Here is an 18,948-nt window from a genome sequence, read left to right on the forward strand (position 1 = left end):
TGCTGCTCGGCGAGTTCGCGGGCTGTCGCCACGATGAGGCGTTCGCGCTCCGCCCGTTCGCGCTCCTTGCGTTCCTTTACCGACATGAATCGATCGTTGCCCCATCTGCTAGCAATGCTAGATCTCGGGAGGGTCATCATGCTCAACGCACTCCAGGTCTTCATCACCGTGATCCTCGGCGTGATGGTGGGGGTGGAGTTCTCCGTCGCCTTCGTCATCAACCCGATCCTCAAGGCACTACCCGACGACAGTGGCCAACTCGGTCGCGCCCACGGGGCCGGATATTCGGCGCTGTGATGCCGGTCTGGTACATCACCTCGCTCCTCCTGCTGCTCGTCCCGGTCAACAACCGGGGCAAGACATGGACCCCCGAGAACCGGCCCGAGGACTGGAAGGACCAGATGAACCGCCGGGACCGCTTCCACTACGTCCGCGTCGCCGTCATCATCGCCGCCTTCACCCTGCTGGTCGTCACCCTCACCTGAGACTGCGGGCCGACACCGCGCTGGTGGCGTCGCAAGTCCCCACCCCCCCCCAGGTGGCAGCGGCGCCACCGAGCTCCCGACAGCCGGGAATACGGCAGCCGCAGACAAAATTTCGAAGCCGTCGACGGACAGGTCTCCCCTGGGTCCGCATCGGAACCCGGTGTCGTGCTCGCTTGCGTACGCATCCATGTCCTGCGGGAGCTCTGACGGTACGCGACCAAATCAGTCCGTCGACCAGCAAGCACGTTAAGCCCGCACCTTCGACGAAGTAACACTTCACCGCCGGTCGACTCCAGGCCGGTCCCGGCGTCCCGACCCGTCCCAAAGTCCTGGTCGAGCACATATCTGATCGCAGCGGCCTGGGCTGGGCGGAGCTTTTAGGCTCTGCGGCATGGCAACACGACTCGTGCAGATCAACATGAAGGCCCAGGACGACTCCGCGCTCGGCCAGTTCTGGGCGGAGGCACTCGGTTGGGGTGTCGACAGCGAGGGGCCCGGCGTGACCAACCTCGAACCCCTGGGATTCGCCTACCCCGACCCCGTGGCCGTTTGCGTCGACATCGTCGCCCGCCCGGAACCCAAAACGGTCAAGAACCGTGTGCACCTAGATCTGACCACCACCTCGACCGCCCATCAAGCGGAGTTGGTGGCGCGCTTGAAGGATCTCGGCGCCACGCTCGCCGACGTGGGTCAGGGCGACGTCCCCTGGACGGTCATGGCCGACCCGGAAGGCAACGAGTTCTGCGTCCTGGAGCCCCGTCCGATCTACCAGGACACCGGGCCGATCGCCGCGGTGGTGGTCGACTGCACCGACCCACGGGGGATGGCCCGGTTCTGGGGCGAGGCGATGGACTGGACGCTGCACGAGGTCACCGACGACCACGCGACCATGCGCTCCGCCCAAGGCGTCGGTCCCTACCTGGAGTTCGTCCGCACCCCCGACACCAAGAGCGTGTGGAACCGCGTCCACCTCGACGTCTGCCCCTACCCCGGTGACGACCTGGCCGCAGAGGCAGCCCGACTGCGCGCCCTGGGCGCCACCAACCCCAAGTTCGATCAGTCCGCAATCTCCTGGACGGTTCTGGCCGACCCGGAAGGCAACGAGTTCTGCCTCCTCACGCCTCGCTGACCTTGAGCACCATGAGGCCCGCCCGGCTTGTCCGGGGCGGAACGGCGGCGGGAGGACTGTCCGTGGCTACTGACCGGAAGGACGTGTGGCGTTCGGGGTCGGCGGCCGTGAACCCGTCGGAGTCCTGCACACCGGTCCCCGGGGGCGCCGAGGCCGAGCATCGGCTACGGGCAGGGAGGCCATGGAGGCATCCCAGGTCAGCGGGGTCCACTCGGCCCGTTTAGGCTTGCGTCCCGGACCGGCCCGTCGGCGCCGGTCGGGGATCAGGGGGACGACACTCCGATGAGCAGCGCCACCGAGGTGTTCCAGCCGCTCCAGGCGGACGACCCTCCCGTTGTGGCCGGTTACCGCCTCGCGGCCCGGCTCGGCGCGGGGGGGATGGGCCGGGTGTATGTCGCGCACCCAGGGCGGCCGCCCGGTGGCGATCAAGGTGGTGCGGCCGGAACTGGCCGACGACCCGGCCTTCCGGCGGCGGTTCCGCCGGGAGGTGAAGGCCGCCCGCCAGGTCAGGGGCGCGTACACCGCGGAACTTGTCGACGCCGACACCCACGGCGTACCTCCCTGGCTCGCGACGCTGTACGTGCCGGGGCCGTCCGGGGTCGATGGCATAGGGCAGCAATGGCCGGCGCGGCCCCTGGGGAGGTTGAAGCACGAGTGTTACTGCGATCTCCGACGCCACTGCTCTACGTCTTTCACAGAAGCTCAGCCAGAACCCGTTCTCATGGCATAACCACGGGACCGTGGTCCGGCCATGGGTGGTGAATTGCGTGACCGTCGACATGAAAAGACGGCAACCATCTACCTGGCCAGACTCTACGTCGCTGGCATCTTTCTTTGGTCTGCCAGGCTCACGGCTCAGGAGCAGGAGCGAACCGCATCGTCCCAGGCGCGGGGACTGTGGTAGTGGTTCTTGTGTCCCGCGGCAAGTACGTGGCGCAGTTCGGCAAGGTGCTGGGTGTCCGTGGGGAGATCCAGCCGGTCGAGGAGGGCCAGTGCGGCAGCCGGTTCCAGGTCGCCGTAGACATCGTGGAAGCTCGCCCGAATGGCGCGGAAGACGGCTGCGTGCAGGGCGGGAAGCTGCATGGCGGTGCGGTACGTCGGCTCCTTCACCGTCCAGCGCACCGGGCCTGAACACTCCAGAACACGACGGGCTCGGCGGAGCAGGACGTCCGAGCGATCGGTCACCACTTGGTCGATGTCGTTACCGAGGACCTCAGCGAAAGCCGTCGCGGAAGTGGTGTGGTCCTCGAACCAGTCGACCCACAATGAGTAGGTGACAGTCTCGACGTCCCGGTCCGCCTCCAGCCGCCGACGGTAGCCCTCCCACAGCGCGTCGGTCGGAAGGGGACCCTCCGCACCATCGTTCGCGAACCGGATCTCGCACGTAACCCAGTACTCGTCGAGGAGGTCCAGCAGCCCGAAGGCCAACAGCACCTGTTCGGCTGCACCCAGATCTTCGGCGAACACATCGCCAGCCCAGGAATGTGCCACTTGGTTGGCGGTGAGCAACACCTCCGGCTTCTGGTCGCTCACCCACCCGTCACGCACCTGGCGGACGCCCTGATCAGCCAACCACCGCCGTGCTGCCTCCACGGCTTGCATCTCCATTCGGGAAGTATGACAAGCCTCGCAAGAGCCGAACGAAACAGCCCAGGGAACTTCCTGTCGATCAAGCATCAGAGCACGGGCAAGGGTGGTGACGTCCTGTTTGCGCAAGTGGACGGGGCCAGCAAGCAAAGCACCACGCGGCAGCGTCTGGCACCATCGGCCGATGAACCTTTCGAAGGAACTGGCAGGCTGGACAGACTCCGATGGCGCGGCGTACTGCGTGGGAAGAGCGCTCGGGATCTTCACCGAGCAAGAAGGCTTCACCTCTATGAAGTGGGTCTTCTGGAGTGACAACGCGGTTGGCCGGGCCCTGCACGAGACCCTGCTCCAACTCGTGGCCGCCGGCGTCCTGGAGCATGACGAGAACGAGGACCAGTTCAGGTGGGTCGGCGACATACCGGGGGTTCTCGAGGCAGCCCGCTGGGGACTGTCCGACGGATCGGACCCGAACCGTCCCTAAGGGATATTTTGTCGATCACTCTTCGAGCCAGATGAGGGTGCTGGCGAGGGTGATGGCGGCGAGGAAGCGATCTGGCCCCGGCAGCAGGCCGGGCACCCCGCAGCGCCGCCGGCACATGCGATCCAGGGTCTTCTCGCCCAACTCGCCGTCCACGTCGAGGCCAAAGAACTCCTGATAAAGAACGACAGCTTGTGCGAGGGCCTCGTCCTAGCGGTCAATTCTCTGCGGGGCGTGCACGGCGTACCCCAGATGGCGTACGCTGCGGCGCTCGGCCGGTGATCGGGCCCCGGCACGTCGATGACGGTGGGAGGCTACGCTCGCCGGAGCCCGAGCGGGGACCGGACCTCAGGGACGTCCTGGAATACAGACCGCAGGGGGCTGAGCGCCGGGATCGGCTACGGGAGGTACGGAGCCCCGCCTGCCGAGCCGTCGAGCGGAAGCCGGGTGAGCCCAACGAGAACCATCGTCGTCCCGGGTGCCGGCTTGGCATAGGCGGCACGAACCAGATAGTGCCCCGCCTCCAGGTCGATGCGCAGCCGGTCGAGCTCCTCGAACTCCGCATCGGGGCGGGGAACGCCGGGCCACCCGGAGTCCAGCAGGATCACCGGACCCGGCACCTCCCAGTGCACTTCCGCCTCCCACGCCGCCGCCACGAGCGCTTGTTCGACACTGCCCAGCATGGCTTCCTCCGAATCGGCGCCGATCCAGCACACGAAACAGCTGAGGCCCGGCAGGTAGGTCGTCGCCCACGGCTCCCCGAGAACCAGGGCCTGTGCACCTCCTACGGGGATCACACCAAGGTAGCCCTCGACATCGCAGGCCCTGCCGTAGTCGTCGTCGTTCGTCGCCGACTCGAAATCACATCCCTGCCAGGACGTCAAGACCCTTTCGGGCACCACGATCAACGGCCCGCCCCCGGACTCGATCCACCCCACCGTACCGTCCCGATCTGTGCTCATGAAGGCAAGCTACAGCGGGGACAGTGACATCGGGACGGCGGGACAGCGGGCACCGCATCGCGCGGCAACCAGGCCGAGAACAAGGAGTCAATGATGCCGGCGGTCCTTTGAGCGCGACTTCGGCCGCCAGATGACCCCTGCTTCCGTGGCGCCCGCAGGGCGCTCGAAGCCCACAAGGTCCGCCACACCGCACAGCGGGTCGACCCCGCCATCGTGGAAGCCGTCGAGCGGCACAACAAGGTGATGCGCCAGCACAGCCGGCAGGCGTTCCCGATCCGGAAGCGGCATCAGACCGGCAGTCCGATCGTCGTCATGGCCGGATGTGTTCCCGACCGGCTCCGGGTGCACACGCGATCCGGTCACGGTCCAGCCGGTCGGCCCGACGCCCAGTTGTCACGGGCCGATGTGTACGTACGGCGCCCAGAACATGGGGAGCGCGGTGTCGGGGGTGGCGCGGAGTCTGCGGGCGGCGGCGTTGAGCCGGGTCGCCACGTCGCCGTGGGCGGGGTCCGCGTAGACGAGGCCGGCCATCACGGGGGCGATGGCGTCGTGGACGGGCCACAAGGTGGCCACGACGTGCCGGTAGCCGATGGTGTGGAGGGCCGCGGCCAGGTGGATGGCCTCGTCGGTCAGGGTGGAGCCGACGGCGGCGGTCTGGCAGGCGGAGAGGAAGGCCAGTTCCGAGTGGGGCACGGAGAGTGCGGCGATGTCGAGGACGGTGAGGATGCCGTCGGTGAGAGCCACTCCGCTCCGGGAGGGGTGGTCGGGGTCCTGAAGGCCGTGGCAGGCGAGGTGGATCCAGGCGTGGCCCGGCAGTTCCCGGCAGACGTCGGCGATCGAGGGGGCGTTGAGGAGGGTCGCGCGGTCGCCGAAGGTGCCGGTGAGGAGGTCCACCTCGGGCTGGACGGTCAGATCGGCTGCGCCGGGGGTCTGCTCCATGGCGACGACCAGGACGCGGCGGTCGGCGGGTTCGGCGGCCGGGCGGGACCGTGCCTCGGCCAGGGCGCGCAGGGTCGGGGTGTACGAGGAGACGACCTGGTCGAGGGCGCATGCTCCGGCCGGGTCGATGCCGGCGTGGATCGGCAGGACGGCCAGGGGCCCGGTCGGGCACCACCACAGGCGCTCGGTGTCGCCGAGGGCGGCGAGGACCGGGCCGGTGAGGTGGCGCCCGAGCCAGCGCAGCAGGTCTTCTGTCCGCTGGTGGAGGTTGAGGGCCGCGGCCAGGCTCGTTGGTGACCGGTCGAACAGGTCCAGATAGGTGTTGGCGGTCTCCACCACGTCGGCGGCGGTCAGCTCGGGCAGGGGATGCACGGTGACCGTGCCGGTGCGCACGATCAGGGCGTCGCAGCGCAGGGCGCTCACGTTGAGCAGGACGACGGGGCCGTGCGACGCGGCTTCGGAGAGGGTCGCGAAGACCGGCGGCTTCAGGAAGTCGGCGAACCCCGGCAGCTCGCGGGCCCGGCGGATGAGGGAGTCCCATTCGCCGGCCAGGGCGGCGCGGTCGGCCGCCGTCGGGGAGGCGGCCGTGCCCGGGTCGACGACCTCGTCGAGCGCGGCGCGGACCTCGGTGAGCCGGTCGGCGAGGGCCGGTTCGGCTTCCTGGAGCGAAGTCAGGTCGGTTCTCGTCTCCAGGAGTTGCGCCCAGAGCACACCCCGCCCGTGTTCCAGCAGTTCGACGGCGAGGCGCGGCTGTTCCGCGGTGATCGCCAGCGCGGCGGCGTCGCAGGCCAGGCCGGAGAGCTCGGCCAGCCCGCGCTCCTGGTCGGTGCGGGAGACTCCGCGCCAGGCGAGCAGCGGGAGGAGTTCCACGGCCAGCCGCAGCGCTTCGAGCGCCGCCGCGGTGTCGTCGTCCGCGTAGGCGGTCTGGGCCCATCGCCGGGCTGCTCGCACGCGTGCCTCGGCGGAGCTGCTCTCCAGATACGCCGCCTCGCGGAGCACGTCGGCGGCCTTCCGCCGGGAGTCCGCCGTTCCCCGGGCGAGCAGGGCCTCTGCGAGGTTGAAGAGGTGGCGGGAGCGGTTCGGCTCGGTCGGGGACATCGTGGTGACCGCCTCCGTGAGGACGGCGATCGCCTGCGCCAGGTCGTCGGGGCTCTCCTGGCGCACGGCACGGATGAAGAGCCCCGTTCCCCAGCCGGCGAGGTAGCCGGGCCGCCGCCAGGAGCCCGGCGGCAGTGTCTCGTAGGCCTGCCTGGAGGCCTCGACGGAGGCGTCGAGGTCGGCGGGGTCGTCGTAGGCCTGGTAGCGGGTGGAGAGGGCCTGGGCCAGATTGAGCTGGACCATCGACCGGGCCATCGCGTCGGCGTGCGCCTCCGCGTGGCGCAGGACGGTGACGGCCTCGCCGATGTCGTCCCGGTTCCGGGTCAGGCGGAACCGGGAAGCGAGCACACTGCCCAGGTTTCCGCTGGTCGTGGCATGCAGGGTGCTGCTGGGCTCGGTGGTGTCGAGCACGGCGCGGTAGAGGTCGATGGCTTCGTTCAGGTCGGTGGTCGATCCGGTCAGTTCGAACCGCGCCTGCAGGACGGTGCCCAGCGTGTTCGTTTCGGGGGCGTCATGGGTCTGCGCGACGGCCTCGCGCAGGAGGCGCACGGACTCGTCGAGGGTGGCCCGGTCGCCGGTGCGTTTGAACTCGTCCGAGAGGAACCCGCCAAGCGCGGACTGGGCCATGGGGAGGCCGGGGGTGCCGGGGACGGCCGCGGCCATTGCTTCCCGGGCGGCCCATAGGGACTCCTGCCGGTCCTCTTCCGAACTGGTCCGCTGGACGCGCTCGCGCAGGGCACTGCTGAGGTTGGCGCAGACGAGGACCCGGTCGGCGCCTTTTGGCGGAGTGATCTCGACGGCGCGCCGGCACAGCTCGACGGCCTCGTCCAAGTCGGCGGCTTCGCCGAGGAGTTCGTAACGCAGGCGCAGAGCGTTCGCGACGTTGCCGAGGGTGTCGGCGAATCCGGCTTCGTCGTCGAGGACGTCCAGGGCGCGGCGCCCCCGGACAATCGACTCCTCCAGGTCCGCGCGTACTCCGGAGAGCAAGTAGCGGTTGTAGAAGGCGGCGCAGGCCAGGCCGTGGCCGCGCGCGGTGAGCGCGGAGCCGTCGCCGCCGAGCAGTTCGATCAGCTCGTTCAGATCGGCGATGCCGGGCCGGTGCTGGTTGCGGGCCGTCAGTGCCGAGCCGAGGTTCTCCAGACAGTACGTAAGCAACTCGGCCGGGGCGCTGGCGAGGGCATCCCGGGCCAGGTCGACGGCCTCGTCCACGAGGTCCGCGTCACCGGTCATGGTGTACAGCTGGCCCAGGGCCAGACTCAGGAAGGTCTGGATGAGCGCCCTCGGGAACGGGCCGGCGGGCAGTGCGAGTGCTTCGCGCAGGAGCGCGACGGCTTCCTGCACCTCCGGAAGCGACGCGTCGGTGAAGCTCCTGACCGCCAGCACGGTGGCCCGGCGGTAGAGGGCGAGGGGCCGGTCGGCGGAGCCGGGCGGGTTGGCCGCGAGCGCCAGCGCGCTCAGGGCGTACTCCTCCGCCGGGTCACGGCTGTCGAACAGGTGGTGTCCTGCCATCGCCATCCCGAGTTCGGCCGTGGCCGTCCAGTCCGGCCCGCCGGCGGGGAGTTCGGCCAGCGCGGCCATGAACGTCTCCGCCAGTTCCACGCCGACCGCCGGCGAGTCGTCGCTGAGGTGGAGGTCGGCGACGGCCGAGCAGAGCATGACGTGGACATCCGCCCGGAGGGGGTGGCCGGCTTCCGTCCGGTCCAGCCCCGAACGCATCAGCTCCAGACCGGCGCGCAGATCCTCCGGTGACCTCCGCATGGTCAGGTAGCGGCCCAGCAGGATGGTTCCCGCGGTGGTCTCGTGGAGTTCCTGGGAGGCCTCCATCGCCGCGATCGCCCGGTCCAGCCCCGCCGGGTCCAGGTCCGCCGGGTCCTTCGCCATCGCGCCGGCCATGTTGTAGAATAGCGCGGCCCAGTCGCGCCGGTCCTCTTCCTCTTCGAGGTCGAGGGTCAAGCCCTCCCCCGCGACGCGCCTGTCGAGGAACTCGAGCGCGAACGCGAGCACCTCCGGCCCTTCTTCCCCGGCCATGGCGGCGATCGCCTGGCTGAGGTCGCCGATGTCACCACCGGTCTCATAGCGGTTCCAGTATTCCCATGCCCGGGACTCGACCACGTTCGGACGATACCCTCGTTCAGCGTGGAGAACCTGAAGTTGCTCTTCGATCCGTCGGCTCCGGCCGACGGCGCCGTGCGGCTCGACCTCCCCGGGGGCCTGACGCTTGAAGACGCGGCCGGCGCACTGGAGGCCCTACTGGCCGCCGAAGCGGTCGAGTACGTGCTGGTCGTCGTGGACGGACGGCCCGTCGGGGCCACGAGCCGGAGCTGGCTCGTCCGGATCGGCGCAACCGGCATGCGCTCACTGGGAGATGGCGCGGGCGCGACCCTTCCCGGCGAGTCCTTGCGCTACCGGCTGCTGCGGTACACGTGCGGCACGTGCAGGGCCGAGATCAGGCGGGTCCATGTGGATCCCCGGGACCCGCCGGCCTGCCCGAACGGCCACGGCATCCTGGAGCTGCCGCGATGAAGCTGAACGCGCTGGCCAGACCCGGCTTCGGCGGCGCGAGATTCCTGCTGGTGGACTACATCCCCACGTACGCGGCCGGGCTGGCGGTCCTCGTCCTCGTGTGGGCGGGCGCCCCCGGCCGGCTCGACTTCGACCAGGCCTGGCACACCGCGGGACATCTGGGCATGGGCGAGCTCCTGCTGCTCGCGCTGGCCATGACCCTGCTGGCGTCCCTCGGGCATCCTCTGCAGCTCGCGCTGGTACGCGTACTGGAGGGCGGCTGGCCTTCGCGGCACGCGGCGGAACTGTCGCGGCGCCGGCAGGCAGCCCGCCGTGCCCGGCTGGCCGCCGGTGAGGAGCTGCCGGCCGGTGAGCTCACCGAGGCCCGCATCCAGGCGGCGGGGCAGGCCGGTACCCGGCTGCGGCGCCTGTTCCCGCCCGCGGCCGTGCTGCGGCCCACCGCACTCGGCAATGTGCTGGCGGCCACGGAGATCAGCGCGGGCGAGCCTTACGGCCTCGACGCGGTCGTCGCCTGGCCGCGCCTGTACCCGCTGTTCCCCGCGGACACCAGGCGAATCGTCGACGACCGGCGCGACATCATGGACGCCGCCGCCCGCCTCGCGGTGACCATGGCCGCCACGGCCCTGGTGACCGCGGTCCTTCTGGTCGCCTCCGGCTGGTGGCTCCTGCTGGCGTTGATCCCGTTGGCGGTCGCCCGCGTCTCCTACATCGGCGCGGTTCATGCCGCCGTCGCCTACGGCGAGAGTGTCCGGGCGGCCGTGGACCTGCATCGGTTCGCCCTGCTGGACGCTCTTCGCCTGCCCCCTCCTGCCGACCTCGCCGCAGAGCGGCTGATGAACACCCGGCTCAGCGAGCTCTGGCGCCAGGGCGTCCCCATGCCCGAGACGGCGTACGAGCACCCCGTACGGCTCGAAGCGATCCGGCTGGAGGGTGACGTGCGCGGGACGGGGACGGCCGCACCTGAGGCACGGACACCTGGAGGCACGGGCACCTCATGAGAGCGGGCGGCCACGGCACGCAGGAAGGCTCCGGCCGCGAGAGGCAGGCGCTTTCCAGGAGCGCCGAGGTCACGGATCCGTCGGTCGTGCTGTGACGGAGCCTCATGGGGACGCCCGCTCGCTGTCAGCCACAAGGCGCGGACGACCGCGCCAACGGCGCCCGTCAGGCGCTCGTGTCAACCGTCACCACCAGCCAGTTCAGAAACAGGCTCCGGGAAACGACACACGGCGGTGCGCCCCCGGACCGGCGGAGCTCGTCACGCGGGTAGCGCCTGCGTGCACCGTCACCGACGCCATCCGGCAACTGACCAGGCCACTGAACGAATGAGCCCGCTATGCGTCCAAGCGGCAGGCTGCCAGCCGTCCAGTGCTGGGTCAGGTGTCAGGGGACCAACTCAATGATCAAGTCGTCGACATCGTCCGCGTCTACAACTCTATAGCCGATTGGGACGGAAGTTGTATCAGCCCTAAATTCACACCACGTGAATGGAGGGAAAGGGACGTGGCGGCTGATTGGGCCAGACCAAAAAGAAGTCCCATCCCATCCACTCGCGAAGTAGCACCAGTATCGATTGATGTCCGCTAGGTCTTCCCCGTGGACAACCGCGCTCTGTCCAGGGTTGAGAACCCACCAACCCTTTTTCGTCCAGTTACCGTCATCGCAACCTGGCGTGTACCACATAATGGTCACTTGCACAGTCGCCGTGTACTTGTTGACGAATTGCAGCATCAGGTTTCCTCTCCCGCGACGCTGTCGCCATCAGTGCGGTCGCTGACTGGGCGCACAGCCGGCCCACGTCGGGGCGCCCCTGTCGGTAGCTCCACCCAGGCAAGGTCACTCTGCTCAACCCGTCCCGGACGGTGCACTACATGCAACGACTTCCGGACCGGGGACGGCTGAGCTCGGAATTCGGACGTGGGGCTCACACTCACGGTGAACTCATCACTACTCGCCATCTTTCATGCTCCTTTATGCCGGTGCCCTTTAGGTCACCAAGCTTCCACTCGATCAAGGCTCGGTCGTCGAGTTGCGCCTCGACGGGATCCATCCCTGCGCGCCGGAGGAATTCGAGTGTGGGTCGGCCGGCCCATACGCCATGCCGAGGGTTTCAGCGTCAACCGCCATCCGCCGGCCGCCGGTCGGCGACGGTGGATACACGACCACAGGCGGGCGCTCGGGCCACACCTCCACCGTGCGCGCCGGATGGCCGGAACGCACGTCGAGAGGGGCATGGGTCGCACGTTATGTGCGCTCGGTAAGCGTCTGAGATCCCTGATGCCAGTACGCCCTTCTCGACGTGGCGGGCGGTGATGGCCGATGCGATCAGGTGATCGTGCAAGGCATGGGGCGGGCCCACCTGTGGAGCGCCCTGGGCTGGACTGCCGGAGCGGTCGCGTCGTCAACAAGCCGAAACGGATCGCATCCAGGATCGCAGTCCAGGACGTCGCGCCCGTCTCCAGTACGGCGACGAACAAGTCCGGCCAGCCCGGACGAACTGCGAAGGTGTCCTCGCGCGGCCGGATACGTGGCAGAACAGCCGCGCCGGGGAGCACGGCGCGTCCGACCGCAGCCACGCGAGACATCCACGGCCAGGACCGGGCGGCCGTCAGGGAACGGCGGCAGCGGCAGGCTTGCCAACGCAGCCGGTCGACGTCAATCCAGCCGTGATTGAGCCCGTCATACATCGCACCGTGCCCGCGGCGATGTTCCGGCAGCAGCGTCAGGTCCATCTCCGGACTTCACCGCTCCATCCGCGCACAGAGGGCATCGGCGAGTTCGAACAACTCATCGCGCTGGGCGCTCAGCTAGCGGGTGACAAGGCTGCGCCACCCGCTACGACGAGACCGCCATTGTCTACCTCGCCGCCCTCGACATCGCAGGCATCTTCATCTGGTCCGCGAGGTGATCCGAAAGAAACGCCCTAGCGGGTGCCATCAGCCTGAGCTTGCTGGCCCGGTACCAGATTCCGGTGGTGGACGTTCGAGCCCGGTGGTGACGCCTGAGCGGCTGCCGGGAGAGGTTGCCCGGGAGCTGTTCGCCGCCCGGGATGGCGGCGCGGGCGAACAGCAGCAGATGGTGGTCCTCGCCCACGCGCTGGGGCATGCTCACTTCCGCGGCTGGGCCGCCGCGCCCACGACCTGCACATCGCTTTCAGCGACGTCGAGTTCGCCGACTTCTCGATCGGATGAACCTCCCCGTTCGATCGGACGCGCCAGGGTGTTCAGCGTCGCGAGCCGGCGCGCCTGGCCGGCATCGCTTCGTATCTCTCGGTCTCCTGCCGCTCGCACCGGTCTCACTCAACTCGGCCGACCGGGTCTTGGCGGCGGGGCTGAAGCATACGGGCGCGGCAAGGCCCTGTGATCAGGGAGTAGGGGGGTGTTCTTCCAGGCTTTGTATCGCTTGCGCAGCCTGCTCATTTCGCGCCTGTGCTGCACCACCTTACGGATGACCGCGAGCATGCCGAGCACCATGAACGAGAAGGGAAGGGCCTGCAGGACGGCGGTCACGGGCAGGCTGGCGCGGAACGATCCGTACGCCACAGCGGCTGACAGTGCAGCAACCGAGGTGTAGAGCGCGATGTCCCTGTTCTTGCGCTCGGGAACCGGCCGGCCCTTCGCTGCCCAGACCTTCAAGCCCCGTAAGAACCAGTACAAGGCAAGCGCGCCCAACTCCATCCCCGTGACCACCAGGCCGACCAGTACGTCCAGTAACCAGGCCATCATCACCCCAGGGTTCCGGGTGTCCCGCAGGTTGTCATGAGTAGGCGTACTTACAGGGGACGGAGCTGAGCGCCGCCGTGGGCGCAGATGGCAGCTCGTCCTGCTCGAAGTGCACAGGGAGGGGTGGTGCGGATCACCTCGTTGGCAGGGACCGGCTGTGGAGCGTCCTCCCTCGGCGACCGAGGAGAAAGGCGTAGAGCAGAAGACCTGCGCCAAGGGCGGCCAGCACGGCCAGGGGGCCCACGATCAGGACCGGCCACAGGCGCGGCGCGTGCCGCCCGCTTCGGACCGGATCTCGGTGGCCCCGTCGCAGCATGGCCTTCACCCGTTGAAAAATGGCCATCACGAATTGATTGTGCTGTGGTTCGGCTTCGCTGGTGGTCGAAGACGGCCGTTCGGCGCAATGGCGACGCTCCCAGCGTCCGAGGAGCCCGTGCCCGCGTTAGCCCGCCTCGGCGCCGCCAGGATCGCGTCCGGGCCAAGGGAGGAGGCCGATCCGCACAAGGGCGCCCCACGCTGGACCGGTTCGAGGAGATGGTGGTGCAGTCCCGACACCGTCGGACGGGGAGGCGTATCGGGCTGCCTGTGCCCGTAGGTCGAGGCCATGAAGAATCCGACCGGCCGCACGTGCCGGGACTGGCAACCCCAACAGAGCGAAGCCGCCTGGGAGAAGACGGAGGTCACCTCCCGCTACGCCACGGAGGCCGAACTGGAGGCGCTGGGATGCAAGGGCCGCGTCATCGTCATGCAGATCGTCCGAACCAGGTTCAGGGCTGACGGCACGCCCATGGGCGAGACCCTGACCATCCAGGGCGGGAGCACAGCCATCATGCTGCACCAGAACCCGGAGCGCGTGGAGGACGAGGAGGCGTGCCTGTCGCCCTTCACTCCGCCGGTGCCGGCAGCCCGGCGCACGGTCCGGACCGTGCGGACGTACCTCCTCGCCATGGAGAACTCCCCGCTGATGAAGATCGGGCGGACCGCCAGCACGCTCAAGTCCCGGGTGGCACAGCTCCAGACCGGCCAGCCCGCCCGTCTTATGCCGCTCCTGGACGTGGAGGTCGACTACGAAGCGGGGCTGCACGAGCGGTTCGCGGACTACTGGGTGCGGGGGGGAATGGTTCGAGACCTGACGCCTCTCGGGAACCCCGCCACGGTCTTCCTGGAAGCGCTGGCAAAGCTGGGACTGGATATCCGGCCCGGCCGCCAGGGGCAAAGCCAAACGCCCCGGGCCCGCCCTGGCGTGCCTGTGCCACCGGTGCGGTCCTTGGCCCACCGGCGGAGACGGGTGTGCAGCGTGGCCCACGGTCCATACCGCTTGAGCACGTGCCGCCAGGCCACCCCGGTACGGAACTTCCCCCCGATCCCGTCGCGGAGTGTACGGCCCTGCCTGCAGCGCCGGCCATAACTGCGGCAAGCTGGGGCCGCCCTGGCCGCCAAATTGGTCAGGCAGCCGTATCGGGCTCATCGGGCCTTCGCGGCGGCCGCGCCTGCGCCGCCCGCCGCGGTGATGCGGGGCAGGGCCTGCCCGGCGAAGCGCACCGCGGCGCCCAGCATGCCCATAAGCCCCTCGTATGCCCCGAGGGCGGCCATGGCCTCCGCACCCACGATGACCAGCGGGACAGCCACCGCGGCAGCGGCGGTGACGCTGGCCTCGTACTGGGAGCCGGGTTCGTGCAGCTTCGCGCGCTCCTGCTCAGCCTTCGGTTCTTCACTCTTGGGCAGGAACCGGTAGAGGATGGCTCCTGGAACAGGGCACCCCCAGATGAGTACCCCGCTCTTGCCCTGGTCGGTGAACGGCAGCGCCATGGTCGTTCCCCGGTTGTGCGGGCTGCCCGGCCTGAAGACGGACTGCTTGAGGATGCCGTCCAGCAGGGTGATGTAGTCGCGCATCTCGGCGACGGCGAGTGCCTGCGACGTGAAGGGTTTGATCTCGTAGATCTGCAGCCGTTTCAGGTCGACGATATCGGGGCGCATGTTGAGGTTCATCAGCAGGTCCTTCGTGCTTCCAGGCGCTTTGAACAGGTTCGCCAGGCGGGCCGCGTAGGCCGCGATGGGCAAGTCGTAGAAGGACAGCGGATTCAGCGTGACGTAGACGCCACCGATCAGGCTGTGCGCGAGGTTGCCGGCCTCGAGCTGTGGCGGGATTACCCCTGTGCCCGCGAGCAAGTGGCCGACGTCCACGGCCACGTCCTCCGTCGTCTGGGCCTTCTTCTCGCCGGTGCTGTCGGGAACCAGGCCAAGTTGCAGGCGTACGAAGGCCAGGGCGGCCGCGGCATCGACGCCGGCGGCCTGCATCATCGCGACGATGGTCATGGTCTTCGTGCCGAGCGGGTCGGTCGATACGTGCTGGTAGCGGTCTCGCAGCGCGTCGAGCACCCGCCGCAGGCTGACCCCGGACATCGCCTCGACGGCAGCATTGTAGAAGTCGACGACGGCTGACGCGTCCAGGAGGGCCAACCGACTGCGGATGCCGGCGTCGTCGAAGCCGTTGACCGTGACGGCGGCCGCCTTGTAGTCGCGTGCAGCCAGCGCCTCCTTGTAATCCACGGACAGCACCGCTCCGCGTACGCGGTGCGCCCACTCGGGGATCGCGGCACGCAGCCGGTCCCGGTCGGGCTTCGGCAGGCGGTCTGCGGCCACCCGCGCGGTCAGGTCCGAATCGCTCATGTCGTTGAGGATGGCGGCGACGTCCCGCCACCGGCCCTCACTCTTCGCGGCGTTGAGTTCGGAATCCATCTGCTCGATCGTCTTCACGGGAAGCTGCTGACGCTGCAGCCACAGCGCCGTGGTCTGATTCCCGGCCCCACGGTGGGCGTCCGTCTGCTGAGTGACGTGGGTCAGCTCGTGAGCCAGAAGGCGCCGGCCTTCGTGCGTGGCCGGCGAGAACGCGCCCGTGCTGAACGCGATGTGCTTCCCGACTGTGTACGCGAGGGCTTGAACGCTTCGGGCCGACCGAGCTGCCGCGGCATCGGTGTGAACGCGCACCTCCGAAAAGTCGCGTCCGAAGCGATGTTCCATGAACGCTCGCGTATCGGGGTCCAGCGGATGCCCCGGCGAGCGCATGACGTCGTCCACCTCTGCGGGCAGGGCGGACGCCCCCGTGGGGACCGCCGTCGTCCGCTGCACCCCGGCCTCGCGCCCTTGAGGTTGCGGCGGCGACGCGGATGAGGCCATGCCGAGCACACGATCCGCCATCCGGTCGGCTTCCTGCTCGAAGGCGTCACCCGACGATCCAGCAACGAGTCGGGGCTGCAGTCGCGCCGCCGTGGACGCGCGCACCGGGGTACGGGTGAAGTCCTGAACGCGGGCCGGGTCCGGAGCGTCGTACGTCCCGGGGGCTCCATTGGTGGGGCGGGCCACCAGTTCGGCCGACCTGGACGATGCAGCCTTAGCGCGGCTCACCGAACGTGCGTCGTGCCGATTCTCCGGTTGTGGAGCCGCGCGCGTGGTGGCGTGGGTTCTGGACACGGTGCATCCCAAGAGTGTGAGCGCTGCGCTCGGCGTCCAGCATCAGCCCTTCGATGGTGGCGCCCGATTTGTCAGACCAGATCACACCAATCCAAACCATCCACCCGCACGGCGGCAACCTGAATGCGGCCGCCTAGGGCACCACGGCTGGGTGTTGGCCGGGAGGGGGGCGGAGCTATTCGGCGAGGGCGGGAGACAGTTCGACGGGGCGGTCACAGCAGAGGGCTGAGAATGGCCCGGGCGAGGGCTTGCACATCTTCGCGGGGGCGGCGGCAGCGTCCGGTCCTTGGGCGTAGGAACGCAGGAACGCCTCCTGGAAGCACGCGCCGACCAGCAACGACGCGGACATGTCCGGGTCGGCGCCGGGTGCCAAGCCGGAAGGTGCGGTCCACTCGGTGGACGATGCCGAAGCTCCACTCGAGCGTCAGCCCGGCGGTGACCACGTCGAGGACCGGACGGACGAAGGTACGCGGCGAACTCTGCGACGGAGACGAGGCCGGCATCTGACCTCGGCGGTTGCGGACCAGGTCGGTGGAGGCCCGGGCGAGGTCGCCCGCGCTATGTACGGGCCGTCGAGGCGGGGCTGGCCGAGTTGCGACGCTGGCGAACCCGCCTCAGGCACCTCGCCAGTACCAACCGCCCCACCCGACAACAGCAAGTCCTGGACCCTGACCGCACGCGACGCCATCCCCTCCCCCGAGACCGTCACCCTCGTCCGACACCCCGCCCGGACACCCCGCCAGCAGGCCGTCCCCCACCTCCTCGACTGGACCGCCAACATCCTCCGCCTCAACTGGCTCGCACCACCGCCCGGCGAGCAGGACACCCGTACCACATCAATGACCGGTCATACCGGCGACACGCCGACCCGCGCATGGTCCGAGCGGACAGGCAGCCATCGCGCAGGGCCACCGCCACCCGGTTCCCCACCATTCGCAGGGACACCCCAAGAGCCTCAGCGACCACACGCGCATGCTCAGTGGTCAACTCACCCCTGGAATCAAGGGCCACCAGGCGCGCCACAGCGCCTTCACGCGTGACCGCAGCATGGGTGGCTTGTCAGACCTCCTGTTGTGGTTTCGCCAGCGGGCCGAACAGCCGGCGCAGGTCCTGGACTTCTCGTTCGGCGTCACCGGCTGGCTCTACGTTCGCCAGGGGCGCGTAGTGGTACTGGATGCCGTGCGGCTCGACGGGCACCCGCTTTCCTTGGGCGTCCTCGGGCCACAGCACGTCACCGGTGACGACCCGGGCCGGGATCAGCCAGTAGTCGCCCGCGCGATACTGCCTGCGGGCGGGCTCGGTGTCCTCGTCCTCGTCCTCGTCGGGGGTGTCGGCGCTCGCGGGAGCCGGCTCGAACCGCACGTGGATGCCGTCCTCCAGCGGCATCCACGTGTCCTCCTCGATGAGCAGCCCACCGTCGCCGGAGGTCGCCGCGGTGGTGCCGCTGTGCTCAGTGGGCTCCGGCGGACGGTGGTCCCAGCGGCGCAGCAGCGGGTGGAGGGCGGGCACCGTGCCGAGTCCGGGGTGGTGGGGGTCGCCCGCCGGGTCGGCGTCGAGGACCACCCGCCGGGCGGCGTGGTCGATCTCCACGATCCGGTACAGCCTGGTGGCGCTCCGCGGGGTGACGTCCCAGGCCGCCCGGGAGACCGAGGCGTCGTCCACGACCTCGACGACGTCACCGAGGTCGACGCCGAGCTTGTCGTCCCTGCCAAGGGAGTCCAGTTCGACGGTGGAGCCGGAGACCGACCTCACGGGGAACACCACCGAGGCGTTCTCCCGCGACCATTTGAAGGTCGCCTGGCCGGCCGTGCCGCCGCGGTGCACCTCCACGCGGTAGAGCTGGTTCTCCGGTCCGCGGTACCCGGCGTCGGGCGACAGGTCGCAGGGTTCGGTCTCGTCCTCGGGAAGCTGTGCGCGGGCGGCGAGCATTCCCCTGGGGGTGAACTGCCTGTCGATCCGTTCCTTCAGGAATTCGGCGGCGGTGTTGGCGTCGGGGATGAAAGGCTCCGGCCCGAGGGGCATCCAGTCGACCTGCCACACGACACGGGTCCGCACCGTCGTGTCGGGTCCGTGCAGGCCGAGCGCGAGTTCACGGATTGCTGGTTCCTCATGGGCCGTCACCAGGCGCTCCCACACGCGCAGGTACACCAGGAATGGACCGTCGGGGAGCTTCCTGTCCTCGTCGCGGACCTGGTCGAGGTGTCCGTCCGGCTGGCTCCAGAATTCCGCACCGTCACAATCGCACGGGATGCCCTTGACGTAGATACGCCCGGGCGACACGGTCAGCACCCCGTCGGTGAAGTCGACCCGGAACCCTCCGAGGTCCTCCTCGTCGGGACCGGCCGGGCAGGCCGCGGGGCCGAGCACATCGGTGACGAGTTCGCGCAGGTAGTGCAGCACGATCGCGGTCTGTTCGTTGATCTCGGAGTCCAGCTGTACCCGCCCCTGCTGGGACAGGACGGCGGAGAACCGCTGGTCCGGGTCGAACGTGACCCGAGAGAAGTCGCCTTGCATGCTGGTGCGCTCCCTGGCTGGAGGAGTGGATCATCGGCTGGAG

13 protein-coding genes and 7 pseudogenes are annotated in these 18,948 nt (G+C 69.1%); 7 read left to right on the forward strand and 13 right to left on the reverse strand.

Going from position 1 to position 18,948, the window contains the following annotated elements; all coding sequences use genetic code 11:
- Nucleotides 1-86 (reverse strand): annotated as a pseudogene (locus AB0J57_RS33375) (TetR family transcriptional regulator); the annotation flags it as partial.
- A 52-nt stretch (nucleotides 87-138) separates the two neighbouring features.
- Here AB0J57_RS33375 and AB0J57_RS33380 point away from each other — a divergent pair.
- The 3 genes and pseudogenes from AB0J57_RS33380 to AB0J57_RS33390 all read left to right on the forward strand — a co-directional run.
- A pseudogene (locus AB0J57_RS33380) lies at nucleotides 139-485 on the forward strand (DUF1772 domain-containing protein).
- A 391-nt stretch (nucleotides 486-876) separates the two neighbouring features.
- Nucleotides 877-1,614: a VOC family protein gene (locus tag AB0J57_RS33385; RefSeq protein WP_366132150.1), complete on the forward strand. Its 738-nt coding sequence runs from the start codon at nucleotides 877-879 to the stop codon at nucleotides 1,612-1,614.
- A 282-nt stretch (nucleotides 1,615-1,896) separates the two neighbouring features.
- A pseudogene (locus AB0J57_RS33390) lies at nucleotides 1,897-2,209 on the forward strand (serine/threonine protein kinase); the annotation flags it as partial.
- 260 nt (nucleotides 2,210-2,469) lie between these two features.
- On the opposite strand, the gene AB0J57_RS33395 reads toward AB0J57_RS33390, so the two are convergent.
- Nucleotides 2,470-3,222 carry a hypothetical protein gene (locus AB0J57_RS33395; protein ID WP_366132151.1) on the reverse strand — a complete coding sequence of 251 codons (753 nt, stop codon included), beginning with the start codon at nucleotides 3,220-3,222 and terminating at the stop codon, nucleotides 2,470-2,472.
- Between the two features lie 163 nt (nucleotides 3,223-3,385).
- On the opposite strand from AB0J57_RS33395, the gene AB0J57_RS33400 reads away from it, so the two are divergent.
- Nucleotides 3,386-3,682 carry a hypothetical protein gene (locus AB0J57_RS33400; RefSeq protein WP_366132152.1) on the forward strand — a complete coding sequence of 99 codons (297 nt, stop codon included), beginning with the start codon at nucleotides 3,386-3,388 and terminating at the stop codon, nucleotides 3,680-3,682.
- 15 nt (nucleotides 3,683-3,697) lie between these two features.
- Here the strand turns inward: AB0J57_RS33400 and AB0J57_RS33405 are convergent.
- The 3 genes and pseudogenes from AB0J57_RS33405 to AB0J57_RS33415 all read right to left on the reverse strand — a co-directional run.
- Nucleotides 3,698-3,877, reverse strand: a pseudogene (locus AB0J57_RS33405) (peptidoglycan-binding domain-containing protein); the annotation flags it as partial.
- Between the two features lie 200 nt (nucleotides 3,878-4,077).
- Entirely contained in the window at nucleotides 4,078-4,641 is a 564-nt protein-coding gene (locus AB0J57_RS33410) for an Imm21 family immunity protein (protein WP_366132153.1), read from the reverse strand.
- Between the two features lie 393 nt (nucleotides 4,642-5,034).
- Nucleotides 5,035-8,790, reverse strand: a complete 3,756-nt coding sequence (locus AB0J57_RS33415) for a CHAT domain-containing protein (RefSeq protein ID WP_366132154.1) — start codon at nucleotides 8,788-8,790, stop codon at nucleotides 5,035-5,037.
- A 24-nt stretch (nucleotides 8,791-8,814) separates the two neighbouring features.
- Between AB0J57_RS33415 and AB0J57_RS33420 the strand changes: the two genes are divergently transcribed.
- Both AB0J57_RS33420 and AB0J57_RS33425 read left to right on the forward strand, forming a co-directional pair.
- Entirely contained in the window at nucleotides 8,815-9,201 is a 387-nt protein-coding gene (locus AB0J57_RS33420; RefSeq protein WP_366132155.1) for a hypothetical protein, read from the forward strand.
- Nucleotides 9,198-10,199 carry a hypothetical protein gene (locus tag AB0J57_RS33425; protein ID WP_366132156.1) on the forward strand — a complete coding sequence of 334 codons (1,002 nt, stop codon included), beginning with the start codon at nucleotides 9,198-9,200 and terminating at the stop codon, nucleotides 10,197-10,199. The genes AB0J57_RS33420 and AB0J57_RS33425 overlap by 4 nt, the downstream gene beginning before the upstream one ends.
- A gap of 382 nt (nucleotides 10,200-10,581) precedes the next feature.
- On the opposite strand, the gene AB0J57_RS33430 is transcribed toward AB0J57_RS33425, so the two are convergent.
- The 5 genes and pseudogenes from AB0J57_RS33430 to AB0J57_RS33450 form a co-directional block, all read right to left on the reverse strand.
- Nucleotides 10,582-10,929 carry a DUF1036 domain-containing protein gene (locus tag AB0J57_RS33430; protein WP_366132157.1) on the reverse strand — a complete coding sequence of 116 codons (348 nt, stop codon included), beginning with the start codon at nucleotides 10,927-10,929 and terminating at the stop codon, nucleotides 10,582-10,584.
- A gap of 199 nt (nucleotides 10,930-11,128) precedes the next feature.
- Nucleotides 11,129-11,325: pseudogene (locus AB0J57_RS33435) on the reverse strand (hypothetical protein).
- 281 nt (nucleotides 11,326-11,606) lie between these two features.
- A pseudogene (locus AB0J57_RS33440) lies at nucleotides 11,607-12,005 on the reverse strand (transposase); the annotation flags it as partial.
- A gap of 49 nt (nucleotides 12,006-12,054) precedes the next feature.
- The gene (locus AB0J57_RS33445) at nucleotides 12,055-12,303 is read right to left on the reverse strand and encodes a hypothetical protein (RefSeq protein ID WP_366132158.1); all 249 of its coding nucleotides are present in this window, start codon (nucleotides 12,301-12,303) and stop codon (nucleotides 12,055-12,057) included.
- A 194-nt stretch (nucleotides 12,304-12,497) separates the two neighbouring features.
- Entirely contained in the window at nucleotides 12,498-12,923 is a 426-nt protein-coding gene (locus tag AB0J57_RS33450; RefSeq protein ID WP_366132159.1) for a DUF6234 family protein, read from the reverse strand.
- 961 nt (nucleotides 12,924-13,884) lie between these two features.
- On the opposite strand from AB0J57_RS33450, the pseudogene AB0J57_RS33455 reads away from it, so the two are divergent.
- Nucleotides 13,885-14,022, forward strand: a pseudogene (locus tag AB0J57_RS33455) (GIY-YIG nuclease family protein); the annotation flags it as partial.
- Here AB0J57_RS33455 and AB0J57_RS33460 read toward each other — a convergent pair.
- The 3 genes from AB0J57_RS33460 to AB0J57_RS33470 all read right to left on the reverse strand — a co-directional run bounded on the left by AB0J57_RS33460 (nucleotide 14,019) and on the right by AB0J57_RS33470 (nucleotide 18,905).
- A complete protein-coding gene (locus tag AB0J57_RS33460) occupies nucleotides 14,019-14,360 on the reverse strand; it encodes a transposase (protein ID WP_366132191.1) in 342 nt (113 codons plus the stop codon). The pseudogene AB0J57_RS33455 and the gene AB0J57_RS33460 overlap by 4 nt on opposite strands.
- Nucleotides 14,361-14,384: 24 nt before the next feature.
- Nucleotides 14,385-16,202, reverse strand: coding sequence for a DUF4157 domain-containing protein (locus tag AB0J57_RS33465; protein WP_366132160.1), 1,818 nt, complete (start codon nucleotides 16,200-16,202; stop codon nucleotides 14,385-14,387).
- Nucleotides 16,203-17,450: 1,248 nt separating this feature from the next.
- On the reverse strand, nucleotides 17,451-18,905 hold the full coding sequence (locus AB0J57_RS33470) for a DUF6519 domain-containing protein (RefSeq protein WP_366132161.1): 1,455 nt from the start codon (nucleotides 18,903-18,905) through the stop codon (nucleotides 17,451-17,453).
- Nucleotides 18,906-18,948 lie beyond the last annotated feature (43 nt).

The sequence above is a fragment of the Streptomyces sp. NPDC049837 genome (assembly GCF_040674455.1).
GTDB lineage: Bacteria > Actinomycetota > Actinomycetes > Streptomycetales > Streptomycetaceae > Streptomyces.